The 24,052-nt window shown below is 73.9% G+C and carries 24 protein-coding genes and 3 riboswitches; of the genes, 12 read left to right on the top strand and 12 right to left on the bottom strand.

Annotated elements, in window-relative coordinates; translation table 11 throughout:
• Window positions 1–33: 33 nt before the first annotated feature.
• Window positions 34–597 carry a cupin domain-containing protein gene (locus ACIG36_RS12460; protein ID WP_399925902.1) on the top strand — a complete coding sequence of 188 codons (564 nt, stop codon included), beginning with the start codon at window positions 34–36 and terminating at the stop codon, window positions 595–597.
• On the opposite strand, the gene ACIG36_RS12455 is transcribed toward ACIG36_RS12460, so the two are convergent.
• A complete protein-coding gene (locus tag ACIG36_RS12455) occupies window positions 542–985 on the bottom strand; it encodes a DUF1348 family protein (RefSeq protein WP_399925900.1) in 444 nt (147 codons plus the stop codon). The genes ACIG36_RS12460 and ACIG36_RS12455 overlap by 56 nt on opposite strands.
• 96 nt (window positions 986–1,081) lie before the next feature.
• Here ACIG36_RS12455 and ACIG36_RS12450 point away from each other — a divergent pair, with 96 nt between their 5' ends.
• From ACIG36_RS12450 to ACIG36_RS12430, 5 genes are all read left to right on the top strand, one after another.
• The gene (locus tag ACIG36_RS12450; RefSeq protein WP_399925897.1) at window positions 1,082–1,660 is read left to right on the top strand and encodes a TetR/AcrR family transcriptional regulator; all 579 of its coding nucleotides are present in this window, start codon (window positions 1,082–1,084) and stop codon (window positions 1,658–1,660) included.
• Between the two features lie 62 nt (window positions 1,661–1,722).
• Entirely contained in the window at window positions 1,723–2,664 is a 942-nt protein-coding gene (locus ACIG36_RS12445) for a threonine/serine dehydratase (RefSeq protein WP_399925895.1), read from the top strand.
• 132 nt (window positions 2,665–2,796) lie between these two features.
• Window positions 2,797–3,306 carry a hypothetical protein gene (locus ACIG36_RS12440; RefSeq protein WP_399925893.1) on the top strand — a complete coding sequence of 170 codons (510 nt, stop codon included), beginning with the start codon at window positions 2,797–2,799 and terminating at the stop codon, window positions 3,304–3,306.
• A complete protein-coding gene (locus tag ACIG36_RS12435) occupies window positions 3,303–5,174 on the top strand; it encodes a GMC family oxidoreductase (protein WP_399925892.1) in 1,872 nt (623 codons plus the stop codon). The genes ACIG36_RS12440 and ACIG36_RS12435 overlap by 4 nt, the downstream gene beginning before the upstream one ends.
• On the top strand, window positions 5,171–6,313 hold the full coding sequence (locus ACIG36_RS12430; RefSeq protein WP_399925890.1) for a ferritin-like protein: 1,143 nt from the start codon (window positions 5,171–5,173) through the stop codon (window positions 6,311–6,313). Before ACIG36_RS12435 ends, ACIG36_RS12430 begins: the two co-directional genes overlap by 4 nt.
• Here the strand turns inward: ACIG36_RS12430 and ACIG36_RS12425 are convergent.
• The 3 genes from ACIG36_RS12425 to ACIG36_RS12415 all read right to left on the bottom strand — a co-directional run bounded on the left by ACIG36_RS12425 (window position 6,310) and on the right by ACIG36_RS12415 (window position 10,430).
• On the bottom strand, window positions 6,310–7,644 hold the full coding sequence (locus ACIG36_RS12425; RefSeq protein WP_399925888.1) for a DUF6777 domain-containing protein: 1,335 nt from the start codon (window positions 7,642–7,644) through the stop codon (window positions 6,310–6,312). The two genes, ACIG36_RS12430 and ACIG36_RS12425, sit on opposite strands and share 4 nt — an antisense overlap.
• Window positions 7,645–7,741: 97 nt before the next feature.
• Complete coding sequence (locus ACIG36_RS12420) at window positions 7,742–9,148, bottom strand: serine/threonine-protein kinase (protein ID WP_399925886.1); 1,407 nt, start codon at window positions 9,146–9,148, stop codon at window positions 7,742–7,744.
• Between the two features lie 148 nt (window positions 9,149–9,296).
• Window positions 9,297–10,430 carry an alpha/beta hydrolase gene (locus tag ACIG36_RS12415; protein ID WP_399925885.1) on the bottom strand — a complete coding sequence of 378 codons (1,134 nt, stop codon included), beginning with the start codon at window positions 10,428–10,430 and terminating at the stop codon, window positions 9,297–9,299.
• Window positions 10,431–10,733: 303 nt separating this feature from the next.
• Window positions 10,734–10,893, top strand: a riboswitch (cobalamin riboswitch).
• Window positions 10,894–11,053: 160 nt separating this feature from the next.
• Between ACIG36_RS12415 and metE the strand changes: the two genes are divergently transcribed.
• The gene (gene metE, locus ACIG36_RS12410; RefSeq protein ID WP_399925883.1) at window positions 11,054–13,384 is read left to right on the top strand and encodes a 5-methyltetrahydropteroyltriglutamate--homocysteine S-methyltransferase; all 2,331 of its coding nucleotides are present in this window, start codon (window positions 11,054–11,056) and stop codon (window positions 13,382–13,384) included.
• A gap of 119 nt (window positions 13,385–13,503) precedes the next feature.
• Here metE and ACIG36_RS12405 read toward each other — a convergent pair whose 3' ends face one another.
• Window positions 13,504–14,073, bottom strand: coding sequence for a histidine phosphatase family protein (locus tag ACIG36_RS12405; protein WP_399925881.1), 570 nt, complete (start codon window positions 14,071–14,073; stop codon window positions 13,504–13,506).
• 146 nt (window positions 14,074–14,219) lie between these two features.
• Window positions 14,220–14,305, top strand: a riboswitch (cobalamin riboswitch).
• Between the two features lie 57 nt (window positions 14,306–14,362).
• Here ACIG36_RS12405 and ACIG36_RS12400 point away from each other — a divergent pair.
• Together ACIG36_RS12400 and ACIG36_RS12395 are read left to right on the top strand one after the other, a co-directional pair.
• Window positions 14,363–14,587: a CbtB domain-containing protein gene (locus ACIG36_RS12400; protein ID WP_399925879.1), complete on the top strand. Its 225-nt coding sequence runs from the start codon at window positions 14,363–14,365 to the stop codon at window positions 14,585–14,587.
• Window positions 14,588–14,606: 19 nt separating this feature from the next.
• The gene (locus tag ACIG36_RS12395; RefSeq protein WP_399925878.1) at window positions 14,607–15,356 is read left to right on the top strand and encodes a CbtA family protein; all 750 of its coding nucleotides are present in this window, start codon (window positions 14,607–14,609) and stop codon (window positions 15,354–15,356) included.
• 14 nt (window positions 15,357–15,370) lie between these two features.
• On the opposite strand, the gene ACIG36_RS12390 is transcribed toward ACIG36_RS12395, so the two are convergent.
• Window positions 15,371–16,519 (bottom strand): glycosyltransferase, encoded by a 1,149-nt coding sequence (locus ACIG36_RS12390; RefSeq protein ID WP_399925876.1) that lies wholly within the window; start codon window positions 16,517–16,519, stop codon window positions 15,371–15,373.
• Window positions 16,516–17,295 carry a DUF2334 domain-containing protein gene (locus ACIG36_RS12385; protein ID WP_399925874.1) on the bottom strand — a complete coding sequence of 260 codons (780 nt, stop codon included), beginning with the start codon at window positions 17,293–17,295 and terminating at the stop codon, window positions 16,516–16,518. Before ACIG36_RS12385 ends, ACIG36_RS12390 begins: the two co-directional genes overlap by 4 nt.
• 116 nt (window positions 17,296–17,411) lie before the next feature.
• On the opposite strand from ACIG36_RS12385, the gene ACIG36_RS12380 reads away from it, so the two are divergent.
• The 3 genes from ACIG36_RS12380 (at window position 17,412) to ACIG36_RS12370 (ending at window position 19,831) form a co-directional block, all read left to right on the top strand.
• Window positions 17,412–18,170 carry a 2OG-Fe dioxygenase family protein gene (locus ACIG36_RS12380; protein ID WP_399925872.1) on the top strand — a complete coding sequence of 253 codons (759 nt, stop codon included), beginning with the start codon at window positions 17,412–17,414 and terminating at the stop codon, window positions 18,168–18,170.
• Window positions 18,171–18,235: 65 nt separating this feature from the next.
• Window positions 18,236–18,766 carry an SRPBCC family protein gene (locus ACIG36_RS12375; protein WP_399925870.1) on the top strand — a complete coding sequence of 177 codons (531 nt, stop codon included), beginning with the start codon at window positions 18,236–18,238 and terminating at the stop codon, window positions 18,764–18,766.
• A gap of 132 nt (window positions 18,767–18,898) precedes the next feature.
• Window positions 18,899–19,831: an NADP-dependent oxidoreductase gene (locus ACIG36_RS12370; protein ID WP_399925868.1), complete on the top strand. Its 933-nt coding sequence runs from the start codon at window positions 18,899–18,901 to the stop codon at window positions 19,829–19,831.
• An 86-nt stretch (window positions 19,832–19,917) separates the two neighbouring features.
• Here ACIG36_RS12370 and ACIG36_RS12365 read toward each other — a convergent pair whose 3' ends face one another.
• The 5 genes from ACIG36_RS12365 to ACIG36_RS12345 all read right to left on the bottom strand — a co-directional run bounded on the left by ACIG36_RS12365 (window position 19,918) and on the right by ACIG36_RS12345 (window position 24,001).
• Window positions 19,918–20,391: a C40 family peptidase gene (locus ACIG36_RS12365; RefSeq protein WP_399925866.1), complete on the bottom strand. Its 474-nt coding sequence runs from the start codon at window positions 20,389–20,391 to the stop codon at window positions 19,918–19,920.
• Between the two features lie 3 nt (window positions 20,392–20,394).
• Window positions 20,395–20,572: riboswitch (cyclic di-AMP (ydaO/yuaA leader) on the bottom strand.
• 221 nt (window positions 20,573–20,793) lie between these two features.
• A complete protein-coding gene (locus ACIG36_RS12360) occupies window positions 20,794–21,657 on the bottom strand; it encodes an endo alpha-1,4 polygalactosaminidase (protein ID WP_399925864.1) in 864 nt (287 codons plus the stop codon).
• Window positions 21,654–22,364, bottom strand: a complete 711-nt coding sequence (locus ACIG36_RS12355; RefSeq protein ID WP_399925862.1) for a spherulation-specific family 4 protein — start codon at window positions 22,362–22,364, stop codon at window positions 21,654–21,656. The genes ACIG36_RS12360 and ACIG36_RS12355 overlap by 4 nt, the downstream gene beginning before the upstream one ends.
• Window positions 22,361–23,278, bottom strand: a complete 918-nt coding sequence (locus ACIG36_RS12350; protein WP_399925860.1) for an NAD-dependent epimerase/dehydratase family protein — start codon at window positions 23,276–23,278, stop codon at window positions 22,361–22,363. The genes ACIG36_RS12355 and ACIG36_RS12350 overlap by 4 nt, the downstream gene beginning before the upstream one ends.
• Window positions 23,279–23,287: 9 nt before the next feature.
• Window positions 23,288–24,001: a sugar phosphate nucleotidyltransferase gene (locus ACIG36_RS12345; protein ID WP_399925858.1), complete on the bottom strand. Its 714-nt coding sequence runs from the start codon at window positions 23,999–24,001 to the stop codon at window positions 23,288–23,290.
• Window positions 24,002–24,052 lie beyond the last annotated feature (51 nt).

The following is a 24,052-nucleotide window of genomic DNA, read 5'->3' as shown; positions in this document are numbered from 1 at the left end:
GGCCGCCCCGGCCGCACCGAAAGGCCCCGCACCATGACGCTCATCACCGCACCTGACGGACTGGTCGTACCCCCCGGTGAGGGACGGACCCTGGTCACCGCGGCACAACAGGTGACGTTCAAGGTCACCGGCGAGCACTCCCGGGCCGCCTCCAGCTTCGAGGTCCTCGTCCCCCCGGGCTTCGACGTCGGCGCCCATCTGCACACCCGCAGCGAGGAACTGTTCTACGTGCTCGAGGGCGAACTCGACGTCCTCGCCTTCGAGCCCCGCGTCCGCACCCGCGACAACTGGCGGGAGTGGGAGTCCTCCTCCGGGCAGCGCTGCGTGCGGGCACGGGCGGGCACCGTCATCCTGGTGCCGCCCGGCTGCCCGCACGCCTTCGCCAATCCGACGTCCGACCCGGTGCGGATGTTCTTCCAGGCGTCGCCCCCGCCGGACCACGAGCGCTACTTCGAGGAGCTGTTCGACATCCTCGCCTCGGGCCCGCAGGTCGACCACGAGGCGATCGCCGAGCTGCGCAAGCGCTACGACATCGAGCAGCTCACGCCGCTGCGGATGACTCCGGGGGCGGCGCGAGGCGGCGGTCCCGCTCGGTGATGGCCAGATCGTTGATGCTCGCGTAGCGCCGCCGCATCAGGCCGGTGGCGTCGAACTCCCAGTTCTCGTTGCCGTAGCTGCGGTACCACTGGCCCGCCGCGTCGTGCCATTCGTACTCGAAGCGCACGGCGATGCGGTTGCCGCTGTGCGCCCACAGCTCCTTGCGCAGGCGGTAGTCCAGCTCGCGCGCCCACTTCTCGCGGAGGAACGCCACGATCTCCGCGCGGCCGGTCAGGAACACGTCGCGGTTGCGCCACTCGGAGTCCTCGGTGTAGCCGAGCGCGACCCGCTCGGGATCGCGGCTGTTCCAGGCGTCCTCGGCCGCCCGGACCTTCAGCAGGGCGGTCTCGGTGGTGAAGGGCGGGAACGGCGGCTTGCTGTCGGGCATGACTCTCCCCTTGGTCACTCGCGGCGGAGAACGATCGTTCTCCATGGTGTGCGGTAGCGTAGGAGAACGATGGTTCTCGCGCAAGGAGAGGCGGACATGACGCAGGCGGCACCGGACGGGGCGAGCGCCGAGGCCCGGGTCCTCGACGCGGCCGGGGAACTCTTCTACGCCCACGGCCTGCAGGCCGTGGGCATGGACGCCCTGCGCACGGCCGCCGGCGTCTCCCTCAAGCGGCTCTACCAGCTCTTCCCGTCCAAGGAGGCGCTGGTCGAGGCCTGTCTGCGGCGGCGCGACGAGCGCTGGCGCGCGGCGCTGGCCGCGTACGCCGGTGACCGCCCGGCGGGGCGGGAGCGACTGCTCGCGGTCTTCGACTGGCTCGGCCTGTGGTTCGCCGAACCCGGCTTCCGCGGCTGCGCGTTCGTCAACTCCTTCGGCGAGCTGGGCGGCACGTCGCCCGGCGTGGCGGCCGCCGCCCGCGCCCACAAGGACGCCTTCCGGCGGTATCTGTCCGGCCTGGTGGCCGAGGCCGGGGCGCCGGCGCCGCTGACCGACCACCTCCTGCTGCTGGCCGAGGGCGCGATCACCACGGCGGCCCTCTCGGGCCGTGCGGAGGCCGCACGGCAGGCGCGGGAAGCGGCGCAAGTGCTGCTGGACGCCGCGTCCCGCCCCTCGTGAGGACACCGCGCACCGCGCGGTCCGGGCATATCGGTCATCTCTCTCCGAAGGAGCAACGCACTGTGCACAGCCTCACCTACGACGACGTCAAGCTGGCCGCCGACCGGCTCGCGGGGCACGTCCGGCCCGTCACCGTCACGCCCGCCGGCCACGGCGTATGGCTGGCGCTGGAGCATATGCAGCACACCGGCTCCTTCAAGGCCCGCGGAGCCCACAACTTCCTCGCCGCCCACCGCGAGGCCGGCACCCTGCCCGAGGCGGGCGTGACCATCGCCTCCGGCGGCAACGCCGGACTCGCCTGCGCCTGGTCCGCCCGCCTGCAGGGCGTACGCGCCACCGTCTTCCTCCCCGAGAACGCACCCCACGTCAAGGTCGCCAAGCTGCGCGGCTACGGCGCCGACGTGCGGCTGGTCGGCACCGAGTACGCCCAGGCACTGGCCGCCTGCGAGGAGTTCGCCGCCACGACCGGCGCGCTGGCCAGCCACGCCTACGACCACCCGCTGATCGCGGCCGGCGCGGGCACCCTCCTCGACGAGATCCGCGAGCAGGTCCCCGGCCTGGACACGGTCGTCGTCGCGGTCGGCGGCGGCGGGCTCTTCGCGGGCGTCGCCACCGCCGCCCGCCACCACGGCCTGCGGACCGTCGCCGTCGAGCCCGAGAACTGCCGGGCCCTCAACGCCGCGCTCGAGGCCGGTGCCGTCGTCGACGTCGAGGTGGACTCCGTCGCCTCCGACGCGCTCGGCGCCCGCCGGGTCTCCCCGACGGCCCTGGCCGTCGCCCGGGGGGCCGACGTGCGCTCCGTCCTCGTTCCGGACGCCGAGATCGTCCGCGCCCGCCAGACGCTCTGGGACGACCGCCGCCTCGCCGTCGAACACGCCGGTGCCACCGCCTCGGCCGCCCTCGGCGCGGGGGAGCGCAATGCCTACGTCCCCGAGGCCGGCGAGCGTGTGGCGGTGGTGGTCTGCGGGGCCAACACCGATCCGGGCGACCTCGTGCAGCGTTAGGACGTGTCCTGGCGGGAGCGCTCCCGGCCGCCGTGGCAACCCCCCTACAGGTGAAGGGCGTTCGCGGCCCTTCTCCCAAAGTGGACTCTCCGCTAGAAATGGGGCAGTCGCACAGATGGGGGAACCCCGCACATGGACGGTCAGCTGCAAGCGCCCTCGCCCGAACCCGGCGGATCCCGGCCCGAGCACGCCGGGTTCGTCGCCGTCTCCGAACGCCTCACCGGCTTCGACGAATTCGAGCTGCGGGCCACCGGCATGGTCCGGCTGTACCACGACACCACCATCGCGCAGCTGGGCCGCCCCGCCGTGGGGCGCTTCCTCGCCGCCATGGCCGCCGCCGGGGGCGACCCCGACGGCCTGGCCGACGAGACCTCGCGGGACATCGCCCGCGCCATCACCCACCTGTGGTACCTGGGCGTCTGGCCGCAACTGGCCCGCTCCACGCACTCCGCGCTCGGCCGGGAGCGGGCCAACGCCGCCTTCGTGGTCTCGCCCGAGGCGTACACCGAGGGCCTGGTCTGGCGGACCTTCCACGGCCACCCGCCGGGGGCCAAGCCGCCCGGCTTCGGCACCTGGGCCGTCCCGCCGCCCGGCGCCCCCGTCCGTCCCGCGGCGGCCCGACGGGCGGAGGGGGCGGCGTGAACGACCGCTACGACGTCATCGTCGTCGGCGCCGGCCTGGCCGGCTCCCTGGTGGCCGGGCAGCTGGCCGACCAGGGCTGGCGCGTCCTCGTCCTCGAGGCCGGCACCCGCACCCTGGACACCTGGCCCGGCCACCTCGACGCCATGGACACCTACTACTCCGCCCTCGCCAAGGCCCCCAACTCCCCCTACCGCCCCAACGCCGCCGCCCCCTCGCCGAACGTCCTCGACCTCGAGGGCCTGCCCGCGGGCGGCTACCGCGCCCACGGCTACTTCGTCCAGAACGGCGCCCTGCCCTACGCCAGCGACTACCTGCGCGTCACCGGCGGCACCGCCATGCACTGGATGGGCCTCGTGCCCCGCATGCACCCGGACGACTTCCGGACCCGGACGACCTACGGTTACGGCCGCGACTGGCCCATCGGCTACGCCGACCTGGAGAGCCACTACCGGGCCGCCGAACGCGTGCTGGGCGTGGCGGGCGACGCCGCAGAACAGGGCGAGGCCATCGGCCTGCCCTTCCCGCCCGGCTACACCTACCCGATGCAGCGGATCCCCCGCAGCTACCTCGACACCGTGATCGCCGACCGGCTCGACGGGGCCACGGTCCGGGAGCGCCCCGACGTGCCGCCGACCGTCCTGCGCGTCGTCACCACCCCGCACGCCCGCAACAGCACCCCCGACCCCCGCTACGACGGCGGCCGCGGCTTCCGCCCCGTCGGCGCCGCCGGCCTGCCCAACTACGGCGAGCGGTGCGTGGGCAACGCCTCCTGCGTGCCCATCTGTCCCGTCCAGGCCAAGTACAACCCCCTCAAGACCCAGGCCGCCTGGAGCCACCGGGTCACCCTCGTCGCCCAGGCCGTCGTCAGCCGGGTCCTCACCGCCGCGAACGGCCGCGTCACCGGCGTCGAGTACCAGCACTACGACGACCCCGCCACCCCCGTGCACACCACCCGCACCGCCGAGGCCGCCGTCGTCGTCCTCGCCGCCCACGCCATCGAGAACGCCAAGCTGCTCCTGGCCTCCCGGCTCGCCAACAGCAGCGGACAGGTGGGCCGCAACCTCATGGACCACCCCACCCTCCTCACCTGGGGGCTCCTCGACCACCCGGTGGGCCCCTACCGCGGCCCCGGCTCCACCGCCGGCCTGGAGAACTTCCGCACCGGAGCGCCCCGCGCCGGCCGCGCCCCCTTCCGCATCGAGATCGCCAACTGGGGCTGGAGCTGGCCGGCCGGCTCCCCGGGCAGCGACGTCGCCCGGCTGCTGGGCATCGGCCCCGACTCCGCGGCGCCCCGCGCCAAGGGCGTGTTCGGCCGCCGGCTGCGAGCGACCCTGGGCCGGGAGACCGGCCGCCAGTTCAGCCTGCAGTTCGCCTTCGAACAGGACGCGGAGAGCCGCAACCGCGTCACCGTCGACCCGCGCCACCGCGACCGGCTCGGCAACCCCCGGCCCGTGATCACCTACGACCTCTCCGAACGGGTCAAGCGCGGCATGGCCGCCGCCAAGGACGTCTCCGACCAGATCTTCCGCATCCTGGGCGCCGACGACCACACCGCCTACCGGCCCGGCCCCCTCGCCCCCGGCTGGTTCCGCCACGACGGCCGCGACTTCGTCTTCAACGGCGCCGGGCACGGCGGCGGCACGCACATCATGGGCGACACGCCCGGCACCTCCGTCGTCGACCAGTGGCAGCGCTGCTGGGACCACCGCAACCTCTACGCCGTCGGCTGCGGCAGCATGCCGTCGATGGGCACCTCCAACCCCTCGCTCACCATGGCCGCCCTCGCCCTGCGCAGCGCCGAACAGATCCACCGCGACCTGACCGAGCTGCGCCGGCCCGCCGTCGTCCGTCAGGGAGGACAGCCGTGACCAGCCGCCCGGCCAGCCCCGCCGTCGTCCGCGAACCACCCTTCCGCGTCCCGCGCGACCGCGCCGACCTGCAGCTGTTCCTGCAGGCCGCGCTCACGCTGGAACACCTGACCATCCCGCCCTACCTGACGGCGATGTACACGCTGCGGGCCGGCACCAACCGGCCCGCCTTCTACGCGGTCCGCGGCGTGGTGCTCGAGGAGATGCTCCACATGACGCTCGTCGCCAACCTCCTCAACGCGGTCGGCGGCGAGCCCCTGGTGGCCCATTCACGGTTCGTCACCGGCTATCCCGCCAAGCTGCCGTACAGCAGGGACCACATCGTCGTCCACCTGCGCCACTTCGGAGCCGAGGCCCTGGAGACCTTCCTGCGCATCGAGCAGCCCGAGTACCTGACCGGGCCGCCCGGACACCCGTCGGCGGCCGGGGAGGAGGGCTGGACCTCGATCGGTCAGTTCTACAACACCATCCGCGAGGGCATGCTGCGGCTGTCGGCGGAGCTGGGCGAGGCGGTCCTCTTCCGCGGCGAGCGGGCCCGCCAGGTGGGCCCCGAGCACTTCTACAACTCCGGCGGCGAGGTCTTCCCGGTCACCGACCTGGCCTCGGCGCTCAAGGCGCTCAAAGTGATCACCGACCAGGGCGAGGGCGCGAGCATGTCCGTCTTCGACTCCGACGACCAGATCTTCGGGGAGGCCAGGGAGCCCGCGCACTACTTCCGTTTCAACGAGCTCCTGCAGCAGCGCGCCTACGGCCCCCACGACACCCCCGCCGGCGGCCCGACCGGCCCCGCCGTCGAGGTCTCCTGGCGCGACGTCCATCCCATCGACCCCGAGGCCAGGGTCGAGGACTACCCGCGCGGCAGCGCGGTGCGGCGCGCCGCCGAGGAGTTCAACGAGGTGTACGCGCAGCTGCTGTGCGTCCTCGAGTACGCCTTCACCGGCGCCCCGTCCGCGATCGGGACGGCGGCGCCGGTGATGCTGCGACTGAAGGGGCTCGCCGAGCGGCTGTACCGCAACCCGCACCCGGATCCCGTGAAACGGGCGCGGGGCCTGCACGCGAGCCCCACCTACGAGGTGACCGCCCGGCACTTCGACCGCGCCCGCTCCGCCCTGCGGACGGCGGCACGGGCCCCCGGCTAGCCGGCGGACGCCCCCGCCGGCGGTGCGGCGGTCCGCGCGGGCGGAGCCGCGGTCCGGGCCGGCGGGGGATCGGCCGGCGCGACGGGCTTCTCCTTCGGCGGCGAGGCCGGGGCCGGTGCCACGGGCTTCTCACGCGGGGGAGAGGCCGGGGCGGCCGCCGTGGTCCGTACGGGCGGGGCGGCCGTCTTCGGCGGCGGAGCCGCGGCCGTGGTCCGCACGGGTGGAGCGACGGTCTTCTCCGGTGCCGCCGCCGTGGTCCGTACCGGCGGGGCCACCGTCTTCTCCGGCGGCGCCAGGCGGGTGGGGGTCACGGGCACCTGCTGCGCCGAGCGGGTCGGCGTCACCGGCTTGGCCGTGGACGGCGGCGGGAGCGGCGGCGTCGCCGTGCGCGGAGGCGTCCCCGTGCGCGGCGGGGTGGACGGCACACCGGTCGGTGGCCGCGACGACCCCGACCCCCCGGCCGACGGCGTGCCGGAGGGAACGGACGTCGGCGGCCGCGACCCCGACCCGGACGGGTTGCCGGACGGCGTGCCGGTGGGGGCGCCGCTCGGGACGCCGCTCGGCGGCGCGGACGGGCTCGGCGTCGGCAGGGGAACGGTCGCCGAGTCCTGGGTGCCGTCCGTGCCCACCGCGCGTTCGAAGCCCTTGTCCGGCTGCTGGGGGTCGGCGAGCGTGATCTTCCGCAGCGGACCGTCGTCCTTGTCGCGCGGAACGACGATCGTGACGTTGACCTCGACGAAGCCCGCCCAGCGCTCGCCCTTGTAGGTCGAGGCCTTGCGGTCGATGTTCCCCGGGTCCTTCAGCGGATTGCCGCAGTTGCACTTGACGGCCGGCTGCCCGTACTCGTCCACGAGCACCGCGACTCCCGCCTGCAGCACCGACAGATACTCGGTGATCTTGCCGTCGCCCTTGTAGTTGTGGTTCTTCACCAGGGTGTCGCGGATCAGCACCACCGAGGTCAGGCTCTCGATGTGCTCCCGGAGGCGCTCATATACGATGCCGCGGGCCTCCGCCCAGGCCCTCGCCTTGATCTGGTCGCGGGCCAGCTCCGCGAGCAGCTGCGCCTTGTCGCACCGGGCGCGGTTACGGGTGCCGCCGAAGGCGCCGCGGGCGTCGCCCTTCGTCCTGTCGCCCGCCTGGGCGACGGGCCTGACGTCCGGCAGGTCGACTCCCGGCGACTTCATGAAGGCACCCTCGGCAATGACCCCTGCCGCCTCCAGAGCGATGTCCGTCGCCACCTTGGCGGACTTGCCCTTCCCGCACCCCACCGCGCCCACGCCGCCGAGCAGTCCGGTCGCGACCACCAGCGCGACGACACGTATCCGTTTCACAGCACACTCCCCCCATGGCCGATGTGTCACATGTGGTGCTCAGTCGAGGTTCCGACGGTGTATCCGTCGGCGTTCGTCAGCGTTCGTCAGCGTTCCCTCAGCACGCGATCCAGCCGCCGCACGTCGCCGTGGGGGCGGGCGTGTACTCGGTCGGTGCGGGCGTCGGGGCGGCCGTCCGGTGCGGGGGATCCGGTACCGCGGCGCCGCCCGTCTGACGGGCCGTCGCCGTCGGTGTCGGCGCGGAACCGCCCCCCGGCGGTCCGGTGCCCGTGCCACCGGTGTCGCGCAGGGCGATCAGCGCGACGGTCCCGCCGACGACGAGGGCCAGGGCCAGCACGGCGCCCACGATCCACCAGGCCCCGCCGCGGTCGTCACCGGCCGCCCCGCCCCGCCCGGTGGCCGGCACCGGAGCGCCGACCGAGGGCAGCCCGCCGGACGGCGCCCCGGTACGCGCGACCAGCTCGGTCCGCCCGGTGTGGACGACGGGTCCCGGCGCGGCCACCGGCTCCGGCCGGGGCAGCGTCGTCGAACGGTTCGAGGGCGGGGGCGAGTACGGCGACGAGGGCTGGGGCGTGGGTTGGGGCGCGGGCTGTGCCGAGGGCTCGGGCGGCGGCTGGTGCGAGACCAGCGGTGCGGCCGTGGCCCGAGCCGTCGGCACATAGCCCGGCGTCTCGGTGAGCCGCCCGCTGGCGACGGCGACGAGCAGCTGTTCGGCCTCCGCCGAGCCCATGCGCTCCTGCGGATCCTTGCGCAGCAGCCCCTCCAGCAGCGGCGTCAGGGGACCGGCGCGCCGGGGCGGGGGAGGGGGCTCGTCGACCACGGCCCGCAGCGTGCTGAGCGGGTCGCCGCGCCGGAACGGCGGCACCCCCTCGACGGCCGTGTAGAGCATGGCGCCCAGGGACCACAGGTCCGAGGGGATGCCGGGGCGCTTGCCCGTCGCCCGCTCGGGGGCCAGGTACTCGGCGGAGCCGACCAGGTCGCCGGTGCGGGTCAGGGTGCTCGCGCCCTCGATCAGGGCGATGCCGAAGTCGGTCAGCACCACCCGACCGCCCGCCTCCAGCAGGACGTTGCCCGGTTTGACGTCACGGTGCAGCACCCCGACCGCGTGGGCCGCCCGCAGCGCCTGCAGCACCAGCGCCCCGATCCGGGCGGCCTCCTTGGGCTGGAGCACGCCCTCGGCCGCGAGCACGTCGGACAGCGCCTGCCCGCGCACGTACTCCATGACCACCCAGGGGCGGCCCTGCTGCTCCAGCACGTCGTGCACGGTGATGACGTTGGGGTGGCTGATCCGGGCGGCCGCCCGCGCCTCCTGCTTCAGGCGGGCGTACAGGACCCGTACGTCGTCCCCGTCCATGGTCTCCGGGGCCCGGACCTCCTTGGCCGCGACCTCCCGGTCGAGCACCTCGTCGTTGGCGAGCCAGACCACGCCCATGCCGCCCCGGCCCAGTTGCTCGACGAGCCGGTACCGTCCGGCCAGCAGCGGATGACGTCGTTCCGTGTCCATGCCGTACGCCCCCTCCCCGTACGTACGGCACACCGAGCCGTGCGCGTTCGGGCCACACCGGCTCAGACGTGGCCGTGCCGCGGACCGTTCCCCTCCGTGTGCGCCGGTTGTGTGCGGTTCAACGGTGGTCGGTTCAACGACGGTCGGTTCAACGGTGGTCGGATCGAGAGCGGTCGGCCAGCTGCCGGTCGAGCCAGCGCAGCACCACGGGGTACTCCTCGCGCCAGGTGACGAAGTTGTGGCCGCCCTCCTCGCGGACCAGCTTCTCGACCTTGGTGGGGGACTTGCCCTTCTCCGCGAACTTCACCATCTGCGCGTAGTACTTCTCCTCGCCCTTCTCGCTGGCGGCCAGGAGCAGGGAGACCGGCGGCGGGGACATGTGCTCCAGGCGCCAGGTCAGGTCGGACTCGTTCCGGATCTGCTTGTTGCCGGCGTAGAGGTCGCCGGTGGTGCCGTCCTGGCGGGCGAAGAGGTCGGTGGACAGGCCGGCCGCGGCGCCGTAGCGGTACGGGTTGGTCATGGCCATCTTCAACGCGCAGTAGCCGCCGGTGGAGTTGCCGACCGCGCCCCAGGCGCCGCGCGTGTTGTCCACGCGGTAGACGTCGTTGGCGGCGATGGGCACGTCCTGGTTGAAGAAGGTCAGCGCCTGCGGGCCGCCGGGCACGTCCGTGCAGTTGGTGTCGCGGTCGGCGACCACCGAGGGCCGCAGCATCAGCACGATCGTCGGCTTCATCTCGCCCGCCATCACGGCCTTGGAGGCGGCCTGGGGGACCTTGGCCTTGGTGATGAGGTTGATGGACTGGCCGGGCTGGCCCGTGATCGACACGATCACGGGGAAGGTGTCCTTCTCGTGCCCCTTCTGGAAGTACTGGGGCGGGAGATAGGCGAAGCCGTCCATGCTCAGCCCGGTCACCGGGCCGCGGATCTCGATCCGGTCCACCCGTCCCGCCTTCTCCTTCGGGCCCAGGCCGATGGACTCCTGCCCCTTGACCGTCAGGGCCGGCGGCCGCTTGCCGTCCCCCGAGCCGGCCCGCAGCGCCTGCTTGCGGGAGTTCTGGCCGAGGAGCTCCTTCCAGGTGGAGTAGAAGCCGAACTCGTTGTTCGCCGCGACGAGCAGCACGGACAGGATGCACAGCTGGGCCATGACGAGCAGCCCGAGCCGGGAGACGAGCGCCAGGGGGCCCTTCTTCGCGGCCCGTGGCCACAGCCACAGCACCAGCGCGGTCACCGCGACGGCTATGACCACGAGGGTCAGCAGGAAGGTCTGGGACGTCAGGCCCACGGTTGTCGCTCCTCTTCACAGGGGGTCTCCTGAAGAGAGGGAAGACGGCGGGAAGAGGTTTCAGGGCTCCTCCGGGAACGGCACGCACGTCGTGCGGTTCTCGTCGACGACCGGCCGCCGACCCATCCCCGACCAGCTCCTCGCGTACAACTGCTCGCCCTCGTTCAACTGGAAGTCCACCCATACACCGCCGGACGAGTCAAAGATCGAATGCGGGGGCGAAACCCCTGTCCGCGGGCGGGCACGTGTGTCTAGGCTGGGTACGCAGCCGGTTCGCCCCGCCCGCCAGGCGGGAGGCGTCGCAAGAGGGAACCCGGTGGGAATCCGGGACTGCCCCGCAGCGGTGAGCGGGAACGACCGCCGTCATACGCACTGGACCGCGTCCCCGACCGGTCCGGGAAGCGACGGCCACTAGGCGTCGTGTCCTGAACGGGACACGACACGCCCGCGAGTCCGAATACCTGCCGCCTGCCCGCGTGCGACCGCACGCGGCGATCTCGGTGGCCTCGAGGGCGGGCCGGCGGTACGGACGGGCGCGCACGGTGTGCACCGCCCGCGGTCTGCCGTTCCTCCGCCCGCTCGGGCCGCCGCGACGACTTCCGCGACTCGCGAAGGAGAGTTCCGTGGCAGCACACACCGACGGCACGACCGCCCCCCGGGCGCGGGCCACCGTCCACGGCTACCCCCGGCAGGGGGCGAACCGTGAGCTGAAGAAGGCCGTCGAGGGCTACTGGGCCGGCCGCGTCACCGCCGACGACCTGCACCGCACCACCGCCGCCCTGCGCCGCGAGGCCTGGCGGAAGCTGGCCGACGCCGGCGTCCACGAGGTCCCCACCGGCGACTTCTCGCTCTACGACCACGTCCTGGACACCACCGTCATGGTCGACGCCGTTCCCGACCGCCACCGCGCCCTCGTCCGGGACAACGCCCTCGACGGCTATTTCGCCATGGCCCGCGGCACCCAGCAGGTCCCGCCGCTGGAGATGACGAAGTGGTTCGACACCAACTACCACTACCTCGTACCGGAACTGGGCCCCGACACCGTCTTCACCGCCGACTCCGCCAAGCCCGTCGGCGAACTGCGCGAGGCACTGGCGGCGGGCCACCGGGCCCGCCCCGTCCTCGTCGGCCCCGTCACCTACCTCCTGCTGGCCAAGCCCGCCCCCGGCACCGCGCCCGGCTTCCAGCCCCTGACCCTCCTCGACCGGCTGCTGCCCGTCTACGCCGAGGTCCTGGCCGACCTGCGCGCGGCAGGCGCCGAATGGGTCCAGCTCGACGAGCCCGCCCTGGTCCAGGACCAGCCCCCGGCCGTCCTGAACGCCGCCGCCCGCGCCTACCGCGAGCTGGGCGCCCTCACCGACCGGCCCAGGCTGCTGGCCGCCACCTACTTCGACCGGCTCGGCGAGGCCCTGCCGGTACTGGCCAGGTCCCCCCTCGACGGCCTGGCCCTGGACTTCACCGGGCCCGCCGCCGCCAACCTCGACGACCTCGCGGCGGCCGGCGGCCTGCCCGGCAAGCGCCTGATCGCGGGCGTCGTCGACGGGCGCAACGTCTGGATCAACGACCTCGAGCAGTCCCTGTCCACCCTCGCCACCCTGCTCGGCCTCGCCGACCGGGTGGACGTCGCCCCCTCCTGCTCCCTGCTGCACGTCCCCCTCGACGCGGCCGCCGAACGCGAGGTGGACCCACAGGTCGCCCGCTGGCTCGCCTTCGCCCGGCAGAAGACCGACGAGATCGTCACCCTGGCCCGCGGCCTGAACGAGGGCAGCGACACCATCGCCCCGCAACTCGCGGCCAACCGCTCCGCCCGCGCCTCGCGCGCCGCCTCCGCCCTCACCCGCGACCCGGCCGTACGCGCGCGTGCCGAGGCCGTCACCCCCGCCGACACCCGCCGCCCCCAGCCCTACGCCGAACGCGCGGCCGCCCAGCGCGCCCGCCTGAACCTGCCGCTGCTGCCCACCACCACCATCGGCTCCTTCCCGCAGACCCGCGAACTGCGCACCGCCCGCGCCGACCTGCGCGCCGGACGCATCGACGCGGCCGCCTACGACGAGCGCATCGCCGCCGAGATCCGCGAGGTCCTGGACTTCCAGGAGAAGACCGGACTGGACGTCCTCGTCCACGGCGAACCCGAACGCAACGACATGGTGCAGTACTTCGCCGAGCGGCTCACCGGCTACCTGGCCACCCAGCACGGCTGGGTGCAGTCCTACGGCACCCGCTACGTCCGTCCCCCGATCCTCGCCGGAGACATCTCCCGCCCCGAGCCCATGACCGTCGCCTGGACCACCTACGCCCAGTCGCGGACGGACCGCCCGGTCAAGGGCATGCTCACCGGGCCCGTCACCATGCTCGCCTGGTCCTTCGTCCGCGACGACCAGCCGCTCGCCGCCACCGCCCGTCAGGTCGCCCTGGCCCTGCGGGACGAGGTGAACGACCTCGAGGCCGCCGGCACCGCCGTCGTCCAGGTCGACGAACCCGCCCTGCGCGAGACCCTGCCGCTGCGCCGCGCCGACCGGACCGCCTACCTGGAGTGGGCCACCGAGGCCTTCCGGCTGGCCACCTCGGGCGTCCGGGCCGACACCCAGATCCACACCCACATGTGCTACGCGGAGTTCGGCGAGATCATCGCCGCCATCGAGGACCTGGACGCCGACGTCATCAGCCTCGAGGCCGCCCGCTCGCACATGCAGGTCGCCGGTGAACTCGCCGTCGCCGGCTACGGGCACGAGGTCGGGCCCGGCGTCTACGACATCCACTCGCCGCGCGTGCCGGGCCCCGAGGAGGTCGCCGCGCTGCTGCGCAAGGGCCTCGAGGCCATTCCGGCCGAACGCCTGTGGGTCAACCCGGACTGCGGTCTGAAGACCCGCGGCTGGGCGGAGGTCCGCGGCTCCCTGGAGAGCCTGGTCGAGGGCGCCCGCCAGGTGCGGGCGGAGCTCGGCGGCGCGCGGTAGCCGTCACAAGCCGCCGCCGCGCCGGCCGGTACCACCGCTGAGGGGCGGTGGGACGCGGTCCGGCGCGGCGGCAACCCCGGGCGTGTCCGACGGGCCCGTGCCGACCCGTCGGACACGCCCTAGCCCAGCGGCCGCCCGCAGCGCAGGTTCCAGCGGCCGGCGCGGCCGGTGAGTTCCGTCAGGGTCAGCGGGGGGACGTCCAGGCGCCAGAACGTCTGCGGGGGCAGGGCGAGCGCGTGGACGACCGCGGCGCGGACCACCGCCGGCTCCGCCACGGCCAGCACGCGGGCGCCGTCGGCGACCCCGCCGTCCAGCCAGGCCCCCACCCGTGCCGTCAGGTCGACCACCGACTCCCCGCCGTGCGGTGCGGACCCGGGGTCCGTCAGCCACCGTGCCACCGCCTCCGGTTCGCCGGCCGCGACCTCCTCCAGCGAGCGGCCGCGCCAGCGGCCGGCCTCCAGGTCGCGCAGCTCGCGCACCGGCTCCGCGTCCTCGAGCCCGAGGGCGCCGGCTGTCTGCCGGCAGCGGGTGGACGGGGCGGTGACGGCGAGGCCGGCACGCGGCAGCGCACCGGCCGCCGCGCGGGCGCCGCGCGCCGCCGCCTCGTCCAGCGGCGCGTCGTCGTCGAAGCGCGCGGCCCGCAGGGCGGTGCCGATCGCCGGCGAGATCAACATCACACGGGTGGTCATGGTCCCTCCTCCCGGGCGCACGGGCCCACATGCCCAGCAGACCACGGGCGTTGGCCGGGGCGTGCGCGGGGGGCGCGCAACCGTACGCCCGTAGCGCGGTGACCTGCCAGGCGGTACGGTCGCGTGTACATGACGACGGTGCGTTCGGAAGCCGGTGCGAATCCGGCACGGTCGCGCCACTGTGTACCTGACGGGCACCGGGAAGTCCGGGGCGGCGGCAGGAGAGTCAGACCCACCACCGTCGTCGGGCACCAACGACCGGGACGCGTGTTCCCCAGGAGGTTCAGTCATGGCTCAGTCCGCCGCCCCCGCTTCCACCAGCTCCGCCATACCGCAGATCGCGCCCATCTCCCTGAAGGCGATCGCCCCCTGGGCGGCCTTCGTCGGGATCCTGATGCTGGTCCTGCTGTACTTCGTCGGCGCGGAGCAGGGCGCCACCTCCCTCATCGCCGGTGAGGACGTCCACGAGTGGGTGCACGACGGGCGCCACCTCCTCGGGTTCCCCTGCCACTGATCCCCAGGGGTACGCGCACATGAACTCCGTATCGGTACGGGCCCTGCTCGTGCGGGGCATGCTGGCCGGTCTCGCCACCGGCGTACTGGCCCTGATCACGGCCTACTTCCTGGGTGAACCCCACGTGGACGCGGCCATCGCGTTCGAGGAGGCGCACAGCCACGACCACGGCGACGGCGTCGAACTCGTCAGCCGGTCCATGCAGGCCACCGGCGGCCTGGCCACCGGCGTCCTGGTCTACGGCGTGGCGCTGGGCGGCATCGCGGCGCTCGCGTTCTGCGTGGCGCTGGGGCGCATCGGCCGGTTCGGCCCGCGGGCGACCGCGGCGCTGGTCGCGCTGGGCGCCTTCGTGGCGGTCTTCCTGGTGCCGTTCCTGAAGTACCCGGCCAACCCACCCGCCGTCGGCGACCCGGACACCCTGGACAAGCGCACCGCGCTGTTCTTCCTGATGATCGCCCTCAGCGTGCTGCTGGCCGTCGCCGCGGTCATCCTCGGCAAGCGGCTCGCCCCGCGCCTGGGCAACTGGAACGCGACGGTCGCCGCAGGCGCCGCCCTGGTGCTGGCCATCGCTCTCGCCTACGCGTTCCTGCCCTCCGGCGAGAACGTACCCGAGGGGTTCCCGGCGGTCCTGCTGTGGCAGTTCCGGCTGTCCTCCCTCGCCGTCGAGCTCGTCCTGTGGACCGGCTTCGGCCTGATCTTCGGCGAGCTCGCCGAGCGGCTCCTCGCCCCCAAGGCCGCCCCGGCCGAGCGGCAGCCGCAGGCGGCCTGACGACCCGCACGACCTCACGAGCCGGACGAGCCGACCTCGGCCCGTCCGGCTCGTGAGCGTCCGGGGGCAGGGGCCGCGCCGTGCACGGCCAGCATCCCCTCCACGGCCCTCGCCCACGGGAACTCCTCCGCACGGGCCCGCGCCGCCGCCCGCCGCCCGGCCTCCGGCCACCCCAGCACCCGCACCACCGCGTCCGCCGTCGCTGCCGCCACCGGCGGCACGGCAAGCCCCGCGCCCGCGACCGGCAACTCCCGCGCCGCGCCACGGTCCGCCGTCACCACCGGCGTCCCGCACGCCAGCGCCTCCAGCGCGGACAGCCCGAACGACTCCGCCGGGCACGGCACCAGCGCCACATCGGCCCGCGCGATCAGCGCGGCCACCGCACGCCGGTCGGTCACATGACCGTGGAAACGCACCGGCAGCCCGGCCGCCGCCGCGTACCGCCGCAGCCGGCCCCGCTCGGGACCGTCACCCAGCACATCCAGCCGGGCCTCGACGCCGCGCCGCCGCAGCACGCCCAGCGTCTCCACCGGCAGCCGGGGAAGCTTCTCCGCCGACAGCCGCCCCGCGTACACCAGACGGACGCCGCCCGTGCGGCGACCGTGGGCACCGGCGGGCGAGAAGACGTCCAGGTCGACACCCAGCGGCACCCGGTGCAGCGTCCTCGCCCCCACGCGGGAGAACTCCGCGCAGGAGAAGGCCGATGCCGCCACCACCGCGTCGTACGATCCCGCCAGATGCCGGTTCCAGGCGTCGGCCGCCCGGCGCAGCGGCAGGCGCCGCGGCAGCCGGGGCGCCAGGATCGCGTCGAGCCGTTCGTGGGAGAACAGCACCGTCCGTATCCCGCGCGCCCGCGCCCAGGCGGCGGCAGGCGTGAGCGTCAGCTTGTCCGACACCTCCAGCGAGTCCGGCCCCAGCCGGGTCAGCAGCGAGCGCAGCGTGCCCGGCGAGAGCAGCAGCCGGTAGCCGCCGCCCACACGCGGCCCCGGCAGCGTGATCCGCAGACCCTGGGCGGCGTCACGCACGCACGCGTACCGGGGGCCCGGCACGATCAGCGCCCGCTCGTGCCCGGCGGCGGTGTACCCGCGGCCCAGCGCGTCCAGCGTCGTGCGCAGGCCGCCGGAGACGGGACCGTAGAAGTTGGCGAGCTGCACGATCCTCATGCCGCGCGCCTCTCGACAGGCGGCCGTCGGCGGGCGCGCACCAGGTCGGCGTATGTGCACGGGCGTGCCCCCGCCGCCAGCGCGTCGTCGACGGCCGCCAGCGCGCACGCGCGCAGTCCGGGCCGGTCCAGGTCGGCGGGGTGCAGCGCGAGGCGGAACGGCCGGCCGGCGGCCGCCCGGTGCCGGGCCGCCGCCCGCATGAGGGCGGCGCCCGCCCGTTCGCCCAGGCCGCCCGGCCGGTGGGACAGGGCCGGAACGCGGTGCCGGTCGCCGGTACGCAGGTCCCGCACCGCCAGGTGGCTCGCCGTGTAGTCGAAGCCCAGGCCGCGCAGGGCGGCCACGGTGCCGGGGGAGGCGAGCCAGCCGGGAGGGGTGAAGCCGCGCGCCGTGATGCCCACGGAGGCGAGCGCGGACACCCCTTTCTCCAGCCGCTCGCGCGCGGCCCGTTCGCCGAGCGCGCAGAACTCGGCACAGCCCCTCGCCACCACGGCGTTCACCCAGCGGCGCCCCAACGGGCCGCCGGGCACGGCCTGATGGGACCAGCCGTGCAGCGCGAGCTCGTGCCCGCCCTCCCGCGCGTCGTGCAACCACCGCACCAGGGCCGGGGCCTGGGGCAGCGGCACCCCGCGCCAGGCGCCGGGGACGAGCAGCAGCGTCGCGGGGACACCGCGCCGGTCCAGCTCGTCCAGCCACTGACGGCACCGGTCGAAGCTCCACGGCGCGACGTCGTGCACGGAGACCACGAGGACCGCTTCGGCGGCTGTGACGGCTCTCACCGCTCAAGCCTCCTCCCGCCGCGCGGACATGCGGTGTACGCCGGATGAACAGGCTCGGGAGAAGGAGCGCCGGGTACCGTGGTGGCACCAAGAACGGGTGATACGGGGGAACTTCCATGACCGCGATGCCGCTGAGCGCTGCCGCCGACACGTCCGACACCTCCTCGCGCGTACCACCTCCCTACGCGCACTACGGCCCGGCCCTGCTCGCCACGGCGCTGGAACGCATACCCCAGGACTTGGTGACACGGTTCACCGAGTCCTGGAACGACCTGCCCGCCGACGCGCACCTGGGCACCGCCAGGCCCTACCGCTTCCGCCGCTACGGCAGGTTCCGCATCCTCGGCGACCGCCTCGAACGGCTGCCGCACGTCCCGTTCTTCCAGGACCGGGCCGTCAACAAGGTCAATGGCGGCGTCGAGCGGATGTTCGCTCCGCTGGACGACGCCGTGGCCCACGGGCCCGCGCTGCGCGCGGTCGTCCGCACGCTCCGGGAGCGCCTGCCCGGCCCGCGCGCCGGCATCGACGCCTGTGGCGTCCACCAGATCAGGGTCACCGCCACCACGGACACCGACGGGCATCCGGCCCCGGAGGGCGTGCACCGGGACGGGCACAGCTATGTCGCGCAGGTGCTGATCAGGCGCGAACGGGTGCGCGGCGCCGAGTCCTGCCTGTACGACGACCGGATGCGACCGCTCCACCGCGCCTCGCTGACGGCGCCCCTGGAGACCATCGTCCTCGACGACCGGCGCGTGCTGCACGGGGTCTCGCCGATCCGGCCCGAGCCCGGCGCCCGGACGGGCCTGCGGGACATGCTGCTCGTCGACTTCTTCCCGTTCGACCCGGGCAACGAATCGGGTGCTTCCGGTGTTTGAGAACTGAGGGAAGAAACAGAGAGCGTCGACGACAGAGCCAAGACGACAGAGCCAAGGAGAAGCGCATGCGGTACGCGGACGGGCCCGGCACGCAGGACGAGATCCACATCGGCGCGGCGCCGGCCGAGGTCTGGAGACTGGTGGCGGACATCGCGTTGCCCACCCGGTTCAGCCCCGAGCTCCAGCGCGTCGAATGGCTGGACGGGGCCACCGGCCCGGCACTCGGGGCGGCCTTCGCCGGGCACAACCACAGTCAGTTCATGGGCGACTGGCGGACCGTCTCCTATGTGGTCGACCTGGAGCCCGAGCGGGTGTTCGGCTGGGCCGTCACCGACTCCGAAGGGCTCTTCGGCGGCGGCCCCGCCGACCCGGCGCATCCGATGGCCACCTGGCGCTTCGAACTCCAGCCCGAGGGGGACGGCACCCTGCTGCGGCAGTCCGTGCGGCTGGGCCCTGGCCGGTCCGGGGTCAGCGTCGCGATCGAGCGCGCGCCGGAGAAGGAGGAGCAGATAGTGGAGCGTCGGCTCGGTGCCTTCCTCGCCGGGATCCGGGCCAATCTCCAGGGCGTGAAGGAGCTCGCCGAAGGCCGCGCCTGAGGAGCCGCACGGTGCGGCGGGCACGGAGGGCGGGCACGGGCGGACAGGGAGCCGGCAGGGTATCCGAGTGGAAACGGGCGGGGTGATACGGATCTGACATGGAAAAGCCTGATTTTCGGAGAAGGTGATTCCATGACCAAGACCAAGGCCATCGTCTTCACCTCGTACGGCCCCGCCGATGTGCTCCGCCTCGCCGACATCGACCTGCCGGTCCCCGGGCCCGGACAGGTCCGGCTCGCCGTGCGCTGCGCCGGCGTCAACCCGATCGACCACAGGATCCGCAGTGGTGCCATGGGTGCTGCCGCCCCCGTCGACCTGCCGCACGTGCCCGGCGTGGAGGCGTCGGGCCTGGTCGAGGCGGTCGGCGAAGGGGTGATGGGGGTGCAGGCGGGCGACGCGGTCCTCGGCCGCACGGCCACCGGGGCCTATGCGGAGCAGGCCTTGGCCGAGGCCGAGGAGCTGATGGTCAAGCCGCTGTCCCTGCCGTGGGAGGAGGCTGCCGCGCTGCCCGTGGCCGCCGAGACGGCCTGGCGCGCGCTGAACCTGCTGAGCCTGAACGAGGGCGAGACCCTGCTGATCCACGGCGCGGCCGGGGGAGTGGGCACCCTGGCCGTGCAGTTCGCCCGCGCCCGGGACGTCCGCGTCGTGGGGACGGCCAGCGAGTTCAACCACGAGTACCTGCGCGGGCTCGGCGCGATCCCGGTGGCCTACGGGGAGGGGCTGGCCGACCGGGTGCGCGAGGCGGCGCCCGGCGGGGTGGACGCCGCCCTGGACGCCGTCGGCAAGGGCGACGCCGTCGGGGTCTCGGTCGAACTCACCGGCGGCCCCGAGCGCGTCGTGAGCATCGCCGACCCCGAGGGGGCCCGGCGGCACGGGGCCCGCTTCAGCGTCGGCGGCCCCACGTCACAGACCGTTCCCGCCCTCACCGCCGCCCTCGCCCTGCACGAGGCCGGCATCCTCCAGTTGCCCATCCACCGGATCTACCCGCTCGACGAGGCCGCCGAGGCCCATCGCGCCAGCGAGCACGGCCACCTCACGGGGAAGATCGTCATCGCGGTGGCCTAGGAACGACCGGGCCGGAAACCGGCTGTGCCCGGCCACGCGGTCGCGTGGCCGGGCACAGGGCGGAGCGGGGGTACCGGTGTCACGTCCTACTTGACGCGGCCGTACCAGACGCTGTTGGTCCAGATCTTCTCCAGCCGGACCGAGGCGCCCGGCTTGGGGGAGTGCCAGATCTTGTTGCTACCCGCGTAGATCCCCACGTGGTAGACGTTGCTGCCCGAGTGGAAGAAGACCAGGTCGCCGACCTGGCGGGAACCGCTCGACAGGTGCCGGGTCGAGTTGTACTGGCTCTGCGCGGTGCGCGGGAGCGTCTTGCCGACCTTCTTGAACGAGTAGAGCGTCAGGCCGGAGCAGTCGAACCGGTTCGGGCCGGCGGCGCCGTACTGGTAGGGGGAGCCCTTCTTGGAGGCCGCGACCTTCATCGCCTTCTCGCCGACGGTGGCCGCCGACGCGTCGGCCGCCATGCCCGGAACGAGCACCGACGCCGCCAGGGTGGCGACGGTGAGGGCGGACGCGGTACCGGCCCGCTTGGCGAGCGCGGGTATTCGAGGCAACGCAGACATGCCTAAGCCCTTCGACATCCGCCTGCGAAAGATGACCTGTCGGGTTCGGACTGCGAAGTTGCCCGGCCACTCGCGTGGCTTCACCCCTAGAACCACCGACCTCGTGGTTCGTACCGCTTGGGTCTCCCGCTCCTGCCGATCCATCAATTCGAATCCGCACCCGGTGCGGCGGCAGGACTCGGCGTCCGCCCGGGTCGCCCGCCTCGGTGACGGGATCTTGTGTTCGGTGAGAGATCCTGCACCATCAATCGCTCAAATTCGGTGCCCAAACGGTCATCTGTGAACTTCTTCACTTCGGATGCAAACCCGGAACCGAGGCGTCGCCGGCCCCGCCGAACAGGGCCTAAACCCTTGTGGCAGGCGGCAGTCGAAGCAATGGAATCAAGTCCTCCGCAGCACTCCTCAACAGGGGCGCCGCCATGCGTCCAGCTCCAGGTTCTTCCTCATCGAACTGAGGCCGAGCCGCTTGGCCGTCGCGCAGAACTCCCCCGGGGGCAGTTCGTATTCGACATGGAAGACCGCTTTGTTCCGTTTCACGAAGGGCGTCAGCTTCTCGCACTCCTCGTACTGCGCGCACTGCTCGTTCACCGCGAAGTCGAAGTCGCGCACCAGCTGCGGGATCTGCTCGAGGTCGTTCTTCAGCCCGATGGCCAGGCCCCGCTCATGGGCGAGTTCCGCCAGCATCCGGTTGAACGCCAGCTGGTGCCGTGCCGTCAGCGGAAAGCCGGTGCGGTTGCGGAATCCCTCCGTCAGGTCGGGTTCGACCCCGTCGAATCCCTTCTGCCGGCACATGTCGATACGGGCCGCCATGATGGGCCGCAGGACGTCCAGGCGCCGGATGTCCAGCCATTTCTCGCCGTCCCATCCCTTGTTGTTCTTCCCGAGCACCGACCGGGGGAATTTCTCCTTGTCGGGACGGAAGTTCTCCCACGCCCCGGCGTTGATGTAGCAGATCACCTTGCGGCCCCGGGCATGCAACTCGGCCACCGTACGGGCCGAGTTCTCGAACCCGTCGATGTCGTAGACGGGCACGTCCACGGAGGTGTCCACCCGCCCGCCGAGCTGCCACTGCCAGCGCGTGCCCGGCTTCGGCTGCCAGCGCCCGGACGGCTGCGGCGCGCTGCCGTCGGGCGCGGCCGTCAGCAGGTCCCTGGGGCTGTCCGCGGTGGGCTCCGGCCCGTCGTCCGGGGGCGAGGCGGACGAACATCCCGCGAGGACGAGCAGCAGCAGGCCCGACAGCGCGGCCCCGGTCCGCCGCCCGGTCACCGGGCACCCCCCGCCGCCCCGGCCACGGCCGGGGGCGCGGTCCGCCAGGGATTGGCGCCCGTCCCCGGGACCGCGCAGTGCACCCCCGCCCCCCGCCGGGCGGCGGTACGGGCCACCACCGCGGCGCGGTCCTCGGGCACCCCGTGGACCAGGTGGCAGAAGCGGCCCGGCGGGTGGTCGGCGGTCCAGTCGGGCACCCGGGCCCGCTGGTAGTCCTCCCAGGTGCCCTCGAAGGTCACCAGCAGATCGGCAAGCGCCGCATAGCCCGGGTCGGGGTGCGTCCCCGGGTTGAGCACGGCCTCCCGCGCGCCCAGCACCCGGGCGGTCAGCACCAGCCTGCGGTAGCGCGGCAGCAGCGCGGCGTGCGCCGGGACCTGGTCGAGGAAGACCCCGTCCACGTCGTACCACCTGCGGTGCCGGCGGACGTCGGCCACCACCGCGCCGGCCCGGCGGCGGCCGTAGTCGGTGTCGACGTACCCCAGCAGCCGCACCCCGGCACCGCGCAGCCGCCCGGCGGCCGCCCGGAAGTCCGGGTCGGGCCGGCCGCCCGGCCCGTCCGCCACGTTGAGCACCACGGCGTGCAGCCGCGGCGCCGCCCGGAGCAGCGCGTCCCATTCCTCCGGGTGCGTCGCCGGGTGGGCGTACAGCGGGACGAGCAGCCGCTCGCCGTCTCCCGGCGGCGCCTGTCCGGCGCGGTGGTCCGTCATCCGGGGGCCTCCGCGCCCGGCTCGCCGGTGGCGGCCCACAGGTCGGCGAGGGAGTCCTCGAGGGAGTGACGCGGCGCCCAGTCCAGGGCCCGGCAGGCGGCCGTGATGTCCGCCTGGATCCAGGGCACGGCGGCCGAACGGGGTGAGCCGTCGCCGTCCTCGTCGACGCGGTCGCCGACGTGGTCGCCCCGACCGGCGGCCCGCAGCAGCCCCTCGGCGATGTCGCGGACCGGACGGGCCGTCCCGCTGCCGATGTTGAGGACACCGGGCAGCGGCCGGGGCGCGGTCACCGCGCAGGCGATCGCCTCGGCGACGTCCCGCGCGTCGACGAAGTCGCGGTACGCGGACAGGTCGCCGGTGCGCACCCGGCCGTCGGGTCCGGCCTTGCGCAGCTCGGCGGCGAGCCGTCCGGGCAGGGAGGCGTCCGGGGCGCCGGGGCCGACGGGGTTGAACACCCGCAGGACGACGGCGTCGAGGCCCGAGCCGGTCACCGCGAGGGTGCCGGCCAGTTTGGTGGCGCCGTAGAGGCCGAGCGGGCGCGCGGGATGGCCCTCGCCGACCGGACGGTGGCCGTCGGCGGGACCGTACTCACCGGCCGACCCCAGGTGCACCAGCCGGGCATCGGGCGCCGCCCGGCGCACCGCCTCGCACAGCACGGCCGGGGCGTGGGCGTTGAGGGAGGTCAGCGCCAGGGCGCTGCCGCCGACCGCGCCCACGCAGTTGACGACGGTGTCGGGGGCCGCGGCGCGCAGCGCCTCGGCCAGGGCGGCCGGGTCACCGGCCGCCAGGTCGACGGGCACGTCGGCACCGGGGCCGCGGCCGCCGCCGAGCACCCGGGCGCCCGGCAGGGCGCGCAGGCGGTCGGCGGCGTGCCGGCCCAGGAAGCCGGTGGCGCCCAGGACGAGAATGCGCATGGGGGCCGGTCACGCTCCCTTGATCAGCAGATCGCGGCGGACGGAGAACTCCGCGTTGGCCCGGTCGTAGTCGTCGGGGCGGCCGATGTCGAGCCAGTAGCCCTCGAACTCGTAGGCGTTGGGCGGGGTGCGCGCCTCGAGCAGGTCGAGCACCAGCTCGTCGAAGCCGAGGGGCAGGCCGGGGGTGTAGCGCGCGAGGGCGTCGCGGGTGACTCCGTAGACGCCCATGGAGACGCGGTAGTCCATGCTGGGCTTCTCCGCGAAGCCCACGACACGGCCGGAGTCGGTGGTCAGCACCCCGAAGTCGATGCTGACCTTGCGGGCGTAGGTGGCGATGGTCAGCGGGGCGCCGGAGCCGATGTGGTCGCGGAGCACGTCGCCGAAGTCGAGGTCGGTCAGGACGTCGCCGTTCATCACCAGGAAGTGCTCGGGCAGCCGGTCGGTCATGGTCAGCAGCGGTCCCATGGTGCCCAGGGGGCTCTCCTCGGTGGTGTAGTCGACTCTGATGCCCCACTGGGAGCCGTCGCCGACGTAGGCGCGGATGATGTGGCCGAGATGGCCGATGGCCAGGGTGCAGCTGGTGAAGCCGGCGCCGGCCAGCTGGCGCATGACGATCTCGAGGATGGCGTGCTGGTCACCGATGGGCACCAGGGGCTTGGGCAGCGCGGTGGTGTAGGGACGGAGCCGGACTCCCTTGCCTCCGGCCAGGATGACTGCGTGCATGGGTGCCGTTTCCTCTCTGCGTGGGGATCTCTCGCGTCGGTTCCGTGCGCT

It is taken from the genome of Streptomyces sp. NPDC053048, assembly GCF_044547045.1.
Lineage (GTDB): Bacteria > Actinomycetota > Actinomycetes > Streptomycetales > Streptomycetaceae > Streptomyces.
The sequence above is the reverse complement of the archived record's forward strand: the minus strand, read 5'-3'. Positions and strand labels throughout refer to the sequence as shown.